The sequence below is a fragment of the Oscillatoria sp. FACHB-1406 genome (genome assembly GCF_014698145.1).
Lineage (GTDB): Bacteria > Cyanobacteriota > Cyanobacteriia > Cyanobacteriales > Spirulinaceae > FACHB-1406.
In genome coordinates this window covers 94,453-107,998 of sequence record NZ_JACJSM010000019.1, presented here as the reverse complement: position 1 = coordinate 107,998, position 13,546 = coordinate 94,453, and the positions used below count along the sequence as shown (strand labels likewise).

Here is a 13,546-nt window from a genome sequence, read left to right as displayed (position 1 = left end):
AAGGATGGACAAGTGTTTTTAGCTAAATGCTCCCTTCCCTTGCCGATTCGCTGGTCTAGGCAGATACCTACGGGTTGCACTCCGTCTACCATCACCGTCAAATTGACCCCTAGCGGTCGCTGGTACGTCTCCTTGTTGGTAGACGACCCGACTATCAAGCCACTCCCCAAGACCGATAAGCAAATCGGATTGGATTTTGGGGTGACGAGCTTGATTGCTACCAGTGATGGGGACAAGATTGCTAACCCCAAACACTTTAAACGACTTTACAAGAAGTTGAAGCGCTACCAAAAGGCGCTGTCCCGGAAGCAGAAGGGGAGTAACAATAGAGAGAAGGCGCGGTTGAAGGTGGCTAAAGTCCACGCCCAGATAACCGATGCTAGGACAGATTTCTTGCACAAGCTGACGACTCAACTGGTACGCGAAAACCAAACGATTGTGGTTGAGGACTTAGCGATTAAAAATCTGGTCAAAAACCACAAGTTGGCTAATGCAATTAGCGATGCCTCTTGGGGGGAATTGACCAGACAGCTTACCTATAAATGCCAGTGGTACGGTCGAGAACTGGTAAAGATTGACCGCTACTTCCCTAGCTCTAAAAGGTGTGGGAACTGTGGGCATATAGCGGACAAGATGGCGTTGAATGTCAGGGAGTGGGAATGTCCTGAATGTGGGACTCAACATGACCGCGACTTAAACGCATCGAAAAATATTTTGGCGGCAGGGCTTGCCGTGTCAGTCTGTGGAGCGACTGTAAGACCCGAACAGAGTAAATCTGTGAAGGCTGGTGCTATGAAGCAGAAACCTGAATCGTGAGGTTTAGGAATTCCCGCGCCTTTAGGTCGGGGAGGATGTCAACGCCCAATTATCGGGAACAAAGCCTTGCCGCATTGTATCTAAAAAGAGATTCTACGCAATCTCGCGCTCGGCTCTGCCCGGGCTAAGAACAAGAAATTCTTGTTCGTCTCACCTTACCCGCGTTACAACTAAATACAGCAGGACAACTTTTCGCCGCACAAGAGGCATCGGGGGTGGGTCTGAAGGAGTCTCGAGTCAGCCCGATATTCTTATAATTGGAGATGAAAGTATGGTTTCAACACTACTAGACCGTATTGGGGAATGGAATCCCCAATTGTTTCGAGAACTCAAAGGACGCTTGAAGCCAAGAAACCTCGGCCTTGCGGCTGGGATTTCTCTCCTCGGTCAGTTGCTTGTCTTTTTGTTCTACCAAGCGCAGTTGCCCGCTTTGTATGAGGAAACCCATCGACTCTGCATTGGCAATCCTCCCCCAGATTGGAAAGGTTATGTAGGCGGAGCGAATCCCCCTAATAATTTCTGCCTTCGGGATGCCGCAAAAGTTATTCTTCCGGACAGTCTCAATTGGCAACTGTGGTGGCTCGATCTCTTTACGGGTTTGAGTATTATTGCGATTTTTGCCCTCCTCGTTGGCGGCGTTTATTTATTAATCGCCGATCTTTCTAATGAAGAACGCCGGGGAACCTTTGGCTTTATTCGCCTCAGCCCGCGATCGACTTTTAGCGTTTTATCCGGTAAAATTCTCGGCGTACCCGCCCTGTTATACGTCTTTGTCGGGCTGATGTTGCCCCTGAACTTCTACGCCGCGATCGCAGCAAAAGTTTCCTTGCCCCTCGTTTTCGGCTTCTATGGTATCCTCGCCGCCGCCTGCATCTTTTTCTATAGCGCCTCTCTTCTCTACGGATTAGTCAGCGCCGGACTCGGCAGCTTTCAAGCGTGGTTGGGCAGCGGTTTGGTTTTAGGCTTCCTCTGGGCGATGACCCTGTTTTTCCTCAGTCAGGGGAATTCGCCCTCTTACACCCCCCTCGATTGGGTTCTGCCCTTTTCGCCCACGAACGCTTTAAACTACGTGGTGAGTACGGCTCCCCATTCTCTCGATAAAATCGGTTACGGCAATGTTAAGAATTTTGCGCAACTGACGTGGTTTGACTGGCGAATCTTCGATCGCGCCGCTACCGCTTATTCCTTCATGTTCGCTAATTTCGCCCTCTGGACGTATTGGGCGTGGCAAGGGCTGCAACGCCGCTACCCTAACCCCAACGCCACAGTATTCAGTAAAAGCAATAGCTATTGGCTTTCCGGCAGTCTCATCGTAGCAACGATGGGATTTGCCCTACAGCAACGCGAATGGGGAGAATACGAACGTCATCTGTTCGATAACTTCGGCGTTCTCTTAATTTTCGTTCTCGTCCTTTGCCTGGGTTTAATGGCAGCTTTAAGTCCCCAACGTCCCACTTTGTACGATTGGGCGCGCTACCGCCACCAAAACCCGCAATACCGACGCAGTTTGCTGAAGGATTTGGTTTGGGGGGAAAAGAGTCCGGCTACAGTCGCGATCGCGCTTAACCTCGCCCTCATGTCTATTCTCTTGTTTTTGGGTATTCTCCTCTTACCCTTCAAAGAATTCCGCCTCCCCGCCCTTTTTGGGGTTCTCCTCACTGCTAGCATGGTGCTAATTTACGCCACAATTGCCCAAAAAGTGCTGATGATGAAAGCACAAAAACGGGGTATTTGGGCAACAGCAGTTGTCGGTAGCGCGATCGTCCTGCCCCTTATCTGTTCGCTCTTCCTGCGTCTCGAGCCAACGCGCAGTTTTTGGTTGTTATCTGCCTTCCCCACCTGGGCCGCCGAACAAGCTACCGCAACAACTATTTTCCTGACGCTGTTAGGTCAGTGGACTGCCATAACTTTAGCTAATCTCCAGATGTCAAAACAACTGCGGCACGCTGGGGAATCGCAAACTAAAGTCTTACTACAAGACAAGACTTCTAACTACGTTCTGAACTAAATATAGATCCAACTCGATTGGTTAGATGGGCGAGGAATGAGCGATAATTCATTTCTCGCCCGTTTTATGAGATGATAAATCGGTGCATTTAATATCATGTAGCGACACTATGTTTTCTTTGCGAAGACTCTTCCGAAAACTCTCCAGAGCGGGAAAAGACGAGCGCTTTCTCGAACTTTTAGAAGGAGTAGAAGTTCTGATTGCAAAGTTTCTATCGCTGGTTATGATTGTTATCACCTTATTGGCGGTGTACGATCTATGCTTATTTCTAGCTCAAACCCTATTCTACGAACTTTTATATGAGCCTCAAGGAATCACAAAAAATAGCTTATTTGAAGCATTTGGCTTACTATTAAATGTTTTGATCGCACTAGAAATTTTAGCAAATATTGCTGTTTATTTGAAAGAACACGCTGTTCAATACGAACTTGTTGTTATTACTTCGCTTATTGCCGTCGCTCGAAAAATTATCATTTTCGATCTTGAAAAAAAGCAAGCAATCGATCTGATTGCGCTTTCTGTCGCAGTTTTAGCCCTATCTACAAGCTACTTTTTAATCCGCTACACTAATCAAAACTCAAAGGGGCATGAATAAATTATAAATGATGAATTATGAAGGCTGAGTGGTGAATGATGAATTCTGCACCTAATAACTCATCCCAATTTCTGTCAATTATCGATTAAGATTGTGGCTCTTCCGTCTGGCTCGTGTAAAATGTTCCCCTATTGCCTCGATGTGTAAACCGGTACATCCTTTAAACAGAGCGCTCTCTCGCCTTTCCAGATTCCAGGGGCAAGCCTTAAGTCGTTTCACAATCCATTATCCATTGTCCATTATTCGTTAAACCCTATATATTTATCTTGATGTTAATGAATCAGAGGGAACACCATGTCCAAAACCTATACCGTTGAAATTAATCATCAAGGTAGCACTCATACCCTCCAAGTTCCAGAAGACCGCAAAATTCTTGATGTTGCCCTCGAACAAGGCATAGAACTACCGAGTTCTTGCACCGCAGGCGTTTGTACAACTTGCGCCGCCCAAGTCCTCGAAGGAGGAAAAGTCGAACAAAGCGATGCAATGGGCGTATCGCCAGAACTACAAGCCGAAGGATACGTGCTATTGTGCGTTGCCTACCCACGCTCTGACCTCAAGATTGTTGCGGGTAAAGAAGAAGAAATTTACCAACGTCAGTTTGGGCAACCCACTTAATCCGCTTCATACAAATAACCCAGTTTTTAGAAAAACTGGGTAGAGAACGATAAGTTTTCAGGTGTTAGTAGGGACGTTGGACGAACGTCCCTACCGCTTTCTATTGAGGATTTGTTGTCGTCAACCCAGAGGTTACTGCGGGCGTTTCCGTTGTCCCTTGAGCCGTTTCTGACTGACTCGCTCCGGAATCTGAAGGAGCCGCATTAGCGTCAACCGCCTCCGAGCCACTGGTATTGCTCGATGAGTTGGTATCGCTCGTGCTAGAAGGCTCAGTGTTGGTTGGGCTGGTGCTGCCTTCAGGAGCGGTCGGGGTGGTGCTGCCTTCAGGAGCGGTCGGCGCGATTGTATTGACACCGGTCGAGGAACCACTGCTAGTGCCGCCGGTCGAGGAACCACTGCTAGTGCCGCCGGTCGAGGAACCACCGCTAGTGCCGCCGGTTGAAGAACCACCACTCGTACCCGTGCCACCGGTTGAAGAACCACCACTCGTACCCGTACCACCGGTTGAAGAACCACCACTCGTACCCGTACCACCGGTTGAGGAACCACCGCTCGTACCCGTGTTGTTCGAGGTGCTGTTATCATCACCCTCGTCCTCGCTCTCGGTGTTATTGGCATTGACCGCCGCCAATTCATTCTCAGACAATTGGCGCAAGCCGACCAAACCCGGGAAGATGCGGCAATTCGGGCCTAACTGAGCGAAACCAGCCTGCTCGCGGCGACCCAGTGCCAAACCGCGACCGCGATTTACCACATAGTAGCGTTGATTGCCTCGGTTTACGACTCGCACGCGATCGCTGCGCTTGCCAGAAGATAAAATCCGATATTGAACTCGCGACACTCGCGAATTTCCCGACAGCGCGAATAAATCCGTATTCGCCGAACCCGCATAAGCTAAGAAGCGGATAGATTCGCTCGAACCGCCGCTGCTGCCACCGCTACCGCTGCCGCCACCGCTGCTGCCGAAGCTGCCACCGAAGCTGCCGCTGAAGGAACCACTACCGGAAAAACTACCCTGAGAGCCGGATTGCTGCTGGGAAGAAGAATTCACAACAACAGCGTTACCAACTGTTATAACCGTGCCGCCCAAATTCAACGTGCTGCCCGGAACTAAACTCGAACTGCAAACGCCGCACGCGCCCGAACTACTCGAACTACCAGAACCCTGAGTCGATTGCGGATTGAAATTGGTGAAACTCGTGTCACGGTTAACTTGAGTTCCCAAACCTGCTGTTGCATAGAAATCAACCGGTCCGGAACTTTGACCGTCTACCTTCAAGCTGCTGCTCTCAAACTTAAACTTTGTATCGCGGCGAGCCGTCCCGCTGAATGCTAAAGAACCGGTATTGTAGAGCGAAAGGATACCGTTGCTTTCTCCCTCAATATTATATTTAAACGAGCTACTGGAAGCCCCAGAACCTTGTTGAACGCTGAGGCGATCGATGCCACCCAGTGCTATATCTACATAACCTACATCGGACTTAAACTCAAACTTCTGGTCGCTGCTACCGCTGCCGACACTTTGAATCTCAACCTTTTTATTCGCTTCGCCCGTAAAACGCAGAGCATTAGAAGAGAGTGTCAGATTGCCCGGAGCATTATCCCCTTCAAACTTAAACTTGATGCGCCGTCCCAAGTCAAAAATGGGCAGCGTCGGCACCGAACTGTCGCCAGAACGGAAAGCCAGCGTCGGCGGCAAATTAATCAACCCATTATCGAGTCCCGCCTTGAAGTTACCGACTTGCAGGTCGCCACGCGACGCTTGGAAGCTCGAACCCGAAGCTAGCGTTGCATTAACTGCCGGGAGGAACACCAAAGGAGCAGCACCGACCGTCTTGGGGGAAATCAAGCTACCTGCGAGATTAACCTGAGAACTGAAGTTGTTGAGCGTGAAGTTGAGCAATGTTTCACGTCCGGTAAAGACAATGGGAAGACCGTTGGAAGTAAAGGCCGTTCCTGCTAGAGTTCCCTGCAAAACCCCCGTATCTCCGGAGTCTGGCTTACCGTTATTATTGGCATCCTTGAAACTTGCTGCACCGGGGGTAAAGACTGAAGTTGTTGTCGTACCTCTGTTGGTCTGAATTTGTAGGGTTTGAATGCCGATATCGAACAGACGTACATTTCCCGCAGCGTCTGTCGTCGGAACGAAAAAGGCAGCCGTCCCTGTTGCTTGACCGCTGGTGACTTGAATTCCGGTCGCCTGAGTTGAGCTACTCGAGCTACCGCTTGAAGTGCTAGTCGAAGTCGTATTGGCAGTTTGAGCGCTAGCAAAGGGAGCGAGAACCGCTACCATGCTTCCGGCTAAACCAAGAACGAGAATAGATTGAGTAGATTTAGCAATCATTATGAGTTACTCCCTTCACGAGTGACAAAATGTCGATCTTACTTACTTTACAGGCAGAGCGCTGGCACTTGATTTTTCTCTCGAAGAATTTTTTTAGTTAACTCTGCCTCTGTACCCAGGGTTCGGAAAAAGAATTTTTTTCCGGAATGAATTTGGCATCATTTGTAGGAAAAAGGTAGAGATCGTGCAAAGTCAACTTTTATCGAGCAGAAAAAACGCCTCTATTGGTTTATTTCTGTTCTCAGACAATTGTGGTTTTGATTAGGTTCCCTAAAGTTCAAAAAAAATTTTTATTTCACCCGTCTTTTTTATACCGCTAAAAACAAGTTTATTTCACCCGTAAATCCACGGTTAATGCGATCTTGCGACGAGGAGCAGCACTCGAGTTTTTCTTTATCATTTCAATACACTTCCGAGTATTGCTTTACAATTTCTATACATTAGACTTCAGTATTTTTAACTTTTGATGTAGCTCAACGGCACTTCCTCAACTTTAGGTAACTTTTCTAAAGCTAAGCGAGTGGCTTGACTCTCGCCCGATAAGCGCTTCAACAGTTGCGGTCTGGGGTCATGGAGCAAATAAATCATTTCATCGCCCGCTTGCCATTCCTCTGCCGCTTTCACCACTTGCAGGGAGTTTTTGCGGCGCACGAGCAGCGGTATCAGTTCGCCTGAGTCGATTAAATCTTTGATATGAGCCGCTTGTAGCTCTAAGCCTTCTTCTTTTAGGGCAGTCTGACCCAGCTTAAACTGTCCGTTACCGAGGTACTCATTCCAAGTTTTGACGGGCAGTTGAGCGATGAAAGCCGGATTGACCTTAGCTTTATTCGTTTTATTCGCGGTGGCGCTGTCTCGGTCGTTTTCAGGGAAAATAGCTAGCACGCGGGGGGGGTGGAATTCTTCAACGGCACGCTGAGCGAGGACTAAGTTAACCTCGGCGTTATTGGTGAGGGCGAGGAAGGTTCCAATTGAGTAAATTCCGGCTTCTTCCAAAACTTTGGGGTCTAACCCGCTACTTTGAACGACGCGCAGATTTTCCGCTCTTGCCTTTTGACAGGCTTCTGCATCAGTATCGATCATAACGACGGATTCGCCTTCTTCTTGGAATAAGCGTCCGATTAAGCGTCCTAGGGGCGTACAGCCGATAATCGCTGCCCCTGTAACTTCAGAAGAGGTAATCTTTAGCCAGTGAGCGACCCAACGCGCGGAAAGTCCTTGGACGAATACGGTCATCATAATCGTCAGGAAGACGAGGGCTTTAATGGCTTCGCCGCCGTTTATCCCTTTTTGGGTAAGAAGAATGGCAAATAGCGAGGCGACGGAGGCGGAGACGATACCTTTAGGTCCAACCCAAGCGAGAAAGAGTTTTTGCCGCCAATTCATGCCGCTATTCCAGGTACAGATGAAGACGCTTAAAGGACGTACCAAAAGCATTAAGCAGGCGACGGTGAGTAGACTGCCCCAACCGAGGGCAATAATACTGGCGATGGAAAGGTCGGCGGCTAGGAGGACGAAGAGGACGGAAACGCAGAGGACAGTGAGTTGTCCTTTGAAGCGCCGCAACATTCGTTCTTCGGGGACGGAGGAGGCGTTGAGCACTAGACCGGAGACGACGGTAGCCATAAGTCCGGATTCGCTGCGGATGGTTTGCGCTAAACCGAAGAGTCCCCAAAGTCCGGCAAGAACGACGAGGCTTTTAAGTTCTTCGGATAAAAAGTTGGCGCGTTTAAGCAGAAATCCGAGCAGCCAGCCGCCGGTTGCCCCAATTGCTGCGCCCAGACCGAGGCGCAGGGTTAAACCGCTGATGATTTCGAGCGGGACGGCATCGCTGTTAAGGATGGTATCGAGGACGACGACGGCTAAGATTGCGCCTACGGGGTCGATGAGTACGCCTTCGCCTTCGAGGAGGGCGGCAACTTGCCGGTCTACTTCGACTTGTTTGAGGAGGGGACTGATGACGGTGGGGCCGGTGACGACGACGAGGGAGGCGTAAAGGAAGGCGATGGGCCAGGGAAATTCGCTAAGCCAGTGGGCTGCCATCCCGCCGCCGAGGAGGGCGATGGTGGGGCCGATGGTGACGAGGTTACGAAGGCTGCCGGAGACGCGCCCGAGGTCGCGTAAGTCGAGGTTGAGACCGCCTTCAAAGAGGACGATCGCGACGGCGAGGGCGACCATAACTTCGAGGCCGACTCCGAGTTGGTGGGGGTGGAGGAGGCTGAGACCGTCGGAACCGAGGAGGATGCCGAAGAGGAGGAGGAAGACGATGCTGGGAACTTTGAGGAGTTCGGCGAGGACTTGCGCGCCGATGCCTGCAAGGGTGGCGAGGACGATTTGCAGGGTCAGTTCAAAGGAGCCTTCCATAAGGGTTTGGCGATCGCGCGATGGTTCGGGTTAATAACTTTGCTAGGCTTGAGTAGGGTAGGCATGGCATGGCTATGCCCCTACAGGAATTAGGATTAAGGCATTAGGCGGTATTTTAACTTATAAGGTTGAAGGAAGTCTCGCGCGGCTCGCAAGCGATGGCTCGGAAGCCTCGTGTTGAGTAGCAATTCAAGCAATTGACTTGACAAAATATTGTCATTGTGTATCCGTGCCTGGATTGAGAAGATCGGGCAGATTTCCTTACAATGGAAGAAGCTTTTTCTGTTTGCGATCGCTTCATGGATATCCCTCGCCTTCATCCCGATACCATCGACGAAATTAAGCAGCGCGTCGATATTGTGGACGTGGTGCAAGAGTATGTCCCTTTGCGGAAGCGCGGTAAGGATTTTGTCGGGCTGTGTCCTTTCCATCAAGAGAAAAGTCCGAGCTTTTCGGTTACGCCGAGCAAGCAGGTGTATTATTGTTTCGGTTGCAATGCGGGCGGCAATGCGATTAACTTTTTGATGGAGATTGGTAAAAGTTCGTTCGCTGACGTGCTGCTGGATTTGGCGCGCCGCTATCAAATCCCGATTCGCACGGTGGAACGCGAGCAACACGAGGAGTTACAGCGACAGTTATCGCTACGCGAACAACTCTACGAGATTTTAGCGATCGCGGCTAATTTTTTCCAGCACGCGCTGCGACAACCCCAGGGCGCAACCGCCCTAACTTACCTCAAAGAAACGCGACAATTGAGCGAGGCGACGATTCAGCAGTTTGGGCTGGGGTACGCTCCGGCGGGATGGGAAACGCTATATCGTTATTTAGTGGAAACAAAACGCTTGTCGGTGGCGCTTGTCGAACAGGCGGGATTGATTAAAAAGCGTTCCAACGGCGAGGGATATATTGATTATTTTCGCGATCGCGTGACGGTTCCCATTAGCGACATACAAGGGAGAATTATCGGGTTTGGCAGTCGCGTTCTGGGGGATGAGTTGCCGAAATATCTCAACTCGCCAGAAACGGAACTGTTCGATAAAGGGAAGATTTTGTATGCCCTCGATAAAGCCAAAGGTGCGATCGCGAAACAGGATAGCGCCATCGTCGTGGAAGGATATTTCGATGCGATTGCGCTGCATGGTTGCGGGATTGAAAACGCTGTTGCTTCCCTGGGAACGGCTTTTAACCAAGAGCGCGTCAAACAACTATTGCGCTACACTGACTCCAAACAAGTTATTTTTAACTTTGATGCTGATGCGGCGGGGATGAAAGCTACTCAACGCGCGATCGCGGAAATCGAATCCCTTATTTATTCCGGACAAATTCAACTGCGCGTGTTGAACCTTCCCGATGGCAAAGATGCCGACGAATTCCTCAACTCGAGTCCCGAAGCACCGGACATTTATCGCCAACAACTCCAGAATGCGCCCTTATGGATCGATTGGCAAATTGTCCAACTCGTCAGCGGGGAAGACTTAACTCAAAGCGATCGCTTCGAGAAAATCGTTCCGAGTATGGTAAAACTCCTGCAACAAATCCCCGATAACGCCCGACGCACCCATTACCTGCACCGTTGTGGCGAAATATTAAGTCAAGGAGACTCTCGCTTAACCGCCCGTTACGAACAGGATTTAAACATTGCCTTACGAAAACTGCGTAAAAAAGGCGACAAAGAGAAACCTCCCACCGCCAACATTCAACAACTCAAAGCCGAACGCGATCTGCTCGAGCGGGCAGAATCCTTACTGCTTTGCATCTATATCCACTGTCCGCAATATCGAGACACCATCGCCCAAACCTTAGACGACAAAGACTTAATCTTCAGCGTGCCGCACTATCGCTTTTTGTGGCGCAAACTGCTGGAAATGCGGGAAGCGGAAGGCAGTCGCGATCTGCTTTCCCAACTGCACGCGATCGGCATTCAGTATCCTCAAGAAATGGCCAAAGTATCGCACCTGTTACAACTCGACGAAACCGCCCGCGAAGACATCGCCCGCGAACCGCTAATCGTAAGTACCGCGATCGCCGGACTCGAGCGCGTCACCTACGAAAAGTACCGTCGCTACTGCATCGAACGCTGGCAGCAACTCGACCCCAGCAAAGATGCCGAAGCAATGCAATCTTACTACCAACAGTTACAAGCTGCCGAAAACACAATCCAAGCTTTAGATCGAGAACGTCATGTTTCCCTGTTCGATCTTTATGGGGCCACTGTTCGCTACAATTGAACTTATCCGAAATAAATGGTCGGACTCTAGATTAACTTTTCGTAATATCTCTAAAGGAATATTCAATCCAATTAGTTCGATTGATAAGTTTCTTTCTTAAGGGCGATCTGAGTTGACATTTATTTCTGATATTGATGTAAGAAGAACACAAGATTTTGGAAAAAACCATGAAAGCTATTCAGAACATCTTTCAATCGTTGAACATTCGCCCAGTACGCGCATTGTTAGCCGCCTTCGCTTGTGCGATGTTATTCTTCGCTAATGTTTTGCCCGCAACGGCTGCGACAAGCGCCCCGCAACAAGGTGAAGCCAAACTACTAGACGTTCAAGGTGAAACGGAAGATACAGCTAAGAGCGCACCGCCGGACTTGAAAGAAGTTCAAAAGAAATCCGAAGAAGGACTGAATGAAGTTCAAGGAGCCGCCGGTAAGGACGAAATGATCTCACCTGAAGACGCAAACGCGACCTCTTTTGAAGACAAAGTAAAAGAAGGCTACAAGAATATTTTTGGTAATTAATCTAGACGAAACTCAACTTTTATTACCTTTTTAAATCGAGCGGGGAAGTCAAGTTGGCAGCCCCTCTTGTTTTTCTTCTTTTTTGTGAAATTGAGTAGGAACGTTCGCTCGAACGTCCTACTTTTTTGCCTCGGAAAAACAGTTCAGAAAAATTATTAAATAATTTCCCCCTCTACCGTGGGAATTGGTGCTTTACTCCTCGCTTCGTAAAAGCGATTCGCGGCGAACCCCAAAGCGTAAAACATCACTGCATTACTAGAAGCACCAACGACTGCCCCCACGCCGGGAATTAGTTCGACTAAGCCCAACCCCGCCTTAAAAGCATCCGATCCCAACGCCAGCGCAAAAATTGCTGCTACCTCGCCTCGCCGTTTGGGTTCCCTCAAATCTAAACCGTAAGCTGCGGCAATTTCATAAACCATTTCGGCTTGCATGACCGTGTTAGCGGCTAATTCTATCCCAAATAGGGTGGCTGCGATCGGCGGAATTATATTCGTCGCAAAACCCACACCCGCTGCAAACATCGCTTTATCGACAATCAGGCGATGGGCGATTTGACTGGGGGTTTCGGTTGGGTATTTCTCTTGAAACTGCTTAACTTTAACCTGCACCTTATCGAGTTCGACTCCGCCGAGTAGCGCCTTCAGCCACTTCGCCCCCAATTTATCAGTCGTAAACTTGACAGCGGGATTATTAGCAGCACCTTCTAGCGTATTGCCTACCGATTGCGTTGTTTGTTCGAGCAATTGTTGCGCCGCCCCGGAAGCAGAATCGATCGCGCCGCCCGCTAAATTTCCCACTCCCTTCGCCACCTGCACCGCGCGATCTAACGCTTCTGCTGCTGCTGCAAAAGGATCGGATTGGTTAGAGTTTGCTCCGTCGCTCATTATCTTTCCTCACAATTGAGTCATTTAAAACCTCGGTATACTGAAGTTTAGACTAAATCGAAAGATTCGCACTCTTTCTTTCTAAATAGTCCGTATTTATGAAAGCTCGGAATTACAGCTTTCGCGAAAAGATGCGGTTCGCGATCCGCTTCGTGGATTCCTTCGGGGGTGAGCTCTACAGAGACTTCATCATTGCTCCTATCGGGCTGGAAAATTTAGCGGCTAAAACCTCTCAGAACCCTATTAGTTTGGTTGCTCTGCTATCTACGGACTGAAACCCTGAAATAGAAAATTTAAATGCAATTTTTAATGCTACCCGGGAGGCATTAGGAGTAAAAATTAAAGCGTATTAACTTCTCATTTTATTCCGATTTTTTTTCATCCGGCATCGTAGAACTTGTTGATTTAGATGCACTATGGAGTGATTTTTGCCGTCCGTCCTTTTCCTCAAAAGATTGCAAAAAGATTGCTCGCGATTCTCGATCGCGTAACTTCGGACAAGATGCAGAATCAATTACGATATATTTAGTAACCTTTATAGATTGAAAAGGAAGCGAGAATGTCAGAAAATCTGGAGAGACAAATCTATCAAAGTTGGAACGAGGTCGTCAAGCGGTATGCAGCAGACAATAAATCCTTAGTTCGTACCTCCTCATCGGTCAAACCGGCTGACTTACAAACAGCTTGGTCTGTCTGCATCCTGTCGCTCCGCGAACGATTTGCAGCCCACTACGGAACCACTCACATTGAAGCGCGCTTTGCCGTACCGGAGGATTATGCGTTGTTTATGCAAGCGATCGGAGGCGGGTGGCATTGGCCCTACGGTTTAGAACGGTGGTTGTTCGATGCCGAAGGCGTTGCCAAGACGACGGTTGCAGACTTCGAGCTACTGGTTTTGGGAGCGCTGGAAGAAGAAGAACCCGTTCTCGATTCGGGATTTTGGTTGGGGATTGGCAGGTATTCAGATAAGCACGAATATTTACTTTGTTGCGATCGCGCTCATCGTTATTATGGGACAGTCTTCGACGGACACGACAGCCATCCTTGGCTCAACGGCGTTGAATTTGGAGGGTGCTACCGTCTGGCAGCTTCTTTTTTAGAATGGTTGGAAATATTAGCAAAACGGGCATAAACTCAGAGTATTAAAGAAAGTGAGAAGTCAGCATAGTTC

At 49.2% G+C, this 13,546-nt stretch carries 10 protein-coding genes; 7 read left to right on the top strand and 3 right to left on the bottom strand.

Annotated features, from left to right (window positions below; genetic code table 11):
* The 4 genes from H6G50_RS17635 to H6G50_RS17620 form a co-directional block, all read left to right on the top strand.
* A partial coding sequence (locus H6G50_RS17635) for an RNA-guided endonuclease TnpB family protein (RefSeq protein WP_190719072.1) occupies positions 1 to 816 on the top strand: 816 nt, incomplete at its 5' end.
* 271 nt (positions 817 to 1,087) lie between these two features.
* On the top strand, positions 1,088 to 2,824 hold the full coding sequence (locus tag H6G50_RS17630; RefSeq protein ID WP_190719067.1) for a hypothetical protein: 1,737 nt from the start codon (positions 1,088 to 1,090) through the stop codon (positions 2,822 to 2,824).
* Positions 2,825 to 2,933: 109 nt separating this feature from the next.
* A complete protein-coding gene (locus H6G50_RS17625) occupies positions 2,934 to 3,419 on the top strand; it encodes a phosphate-starvation-inducible PsiE family protein (RefSeq protein ID WP_190719065.1) in 486 nt (161 codons plus the stop codon).
* Between the two features lie 294 nt (positions 3,420 to 3,713).
* Positions 3,714 to 4,037, top strand: a complete 324-nt coding sequence (locus H6G50_RS17620) for a 2Fe-2S iron-sulfur cluster-binding protein (RefSeq protein WP_190719062.1) — start codon at positions 3,714 to 3,716, stop codon at positions 4,035 to 4,037.
* A gap of 100 nt (positions 4,038 to 4,137) precedes the next feature.
* Here H6G50_RS17620 and H6G50_RS17615 read toward each other — a convergent pair whose 3' ends face one another.
* Positions 4,138 to 6,381: a hypothetical protein gene (locus H6G50_RS17615; RefSeq protein WP_190719059.1), complete on the bottom strand. Its 2,244-nt coding sequence runs from the start codon at positions 6,379 to 6,381 to the stop codon at positions 4,138 to 4,140.
* 456 nt (positions 6,382 to 6,837) lie between these two features.
* Positions 6,838 to 8,742: a cation:proton antiporter gene (locus H6G50_RS17610; protein ID WP_190719056.1), complete on the bottom strand. Its 1,905-nt coding sequence runs from the start codon at positions 8,740 to 8,742 to the stop codon at positions 6,838 to 6,840.
* Between the two features lie 266 nt (positions 8,743 to 9,008).
* Here H6G50_RS17610 and dnaG point away from each other — a divergent pair, with 266 nt between their 5' ends.
* Entirely contained in the window at positions 9,009 to 10,970 is a 1,962-nt protein-coding gene (dnaG, locus tag H6G50_RS17605) for a DNA primase (RefSeq protein WP_347239957.1), read from the top strand.
* 167 nt (positions 10,971 to 11,137) lie between these two features.
* Positions 11,138 to 11,488, top strand: a complete 351-nt coding sequence (locus H6G50_RS17600) for a hypothetical protein (RefSeq protein WP_190719053.1) — start codon at positions 11,138 to 11,140, stop codon at positions 11,486 to 11,488.
* A gap of 155 nt (positions 11,489 to 11,643) precedes the next feature.
* Here the strand turns inward: H6G50_RS17600 and H6G50_RS17595 are convergent, their stop codons facing one another.
* Positions 11,644 to 12,375: a hypothetical protein gene (locus tag H6G50_RS17595; RefSeq protein ID WP_190719050.1), complete on the bottom strand. Its 732-nt coding sequence runs from the start codon at positions 12,373 to 12,375 to the stop codon at positions 11,644 to 11,646.
* A 559-nt stretch (positions 12,376 to 12,934) separates the two neighbouring features.
* Here H6G50_RS17595 and H6G50_RS17590 point away from each other — a divergent pair.
* The gene (locus H6G50_RS17590) at positions 12,935 to 13,507 is read left to right on the top strand and encodes an SMI1/KNR4 family protein (protein ID WP_190719047.1); all 573 of its coding nucleotides are present in this window, start codon (positions 12,935 to 12,937) and stop codon (positions 13,505 to 13,507) included.
* Positions 13,508 to 13,546: the final 39 nt, after the last annotated feature.

Bases quoted from the DNA above. Each gene is read 5' to 3' on its own strand.
- dnaG (WP_347239957.1), top strand. From the start codon at position 9,009: ATGGAAGAAGCTTTTTCTGTTTGCGATCGCTTCATGGATATCCCTCGC.
- H6G50_RS17630 (WP_190719067.1), top strand. From the start codon at position 1,088: ATGGTTTCAACACTACTAGACCGTATTGGGGAATGGAATCCCCAATTG.
- H6G50_RS17595 (WP_190719050.1), bottom strand. From the start codon at position 12,375: ATGAGCGACGGAGCAAACTCTAACCAATCCGATCCTTTTGCAGCAGCA.
- H6G50_RS17615 (WP_190719059.1), bottom strand. From the start codon at position 6,381: ATGATTGCTAAATCTACTCAATCTATTCTCGTTCTTGGTTTAGCCGGA.
- H6G50_RS17625 (WP_190719065.1), top strand. From the start codon at position 2,934: ATGTTTTCTTTGCGAAGACTCTTCCGAAAACTCTCCAGAGCGGGAAAA.
- H6G50_RS17610 (WP_190719056.1), bottom strand. From the start codon at position 8,742: ATGGAAGGCTCCTTTGAACTGACCCTGCAAATCGTCCTCGCCACCCTT.
- H6G50_RS17620 (WP_190719062.1), top strand. From the start codon at position 3,714: ATGTCCAAAACCTATACCGTTGAAATTAATCATCAAGGTAGCACTCAT.
- H6G50_RS17600 (WP_190719053.1), top strand. From the start codon at position 11,138: ATGAAAGCTATTCAGAACATCTTTCAATCGTTGAACATTCGCCCAGTA.
- H6G50_RS17590 (WP_190719047.1), top strand. From the start codon at position 12,935: ATGTCAGAAAATCTGGAGAGACAAATCTATCAAAGTTGGAACGAGGTC.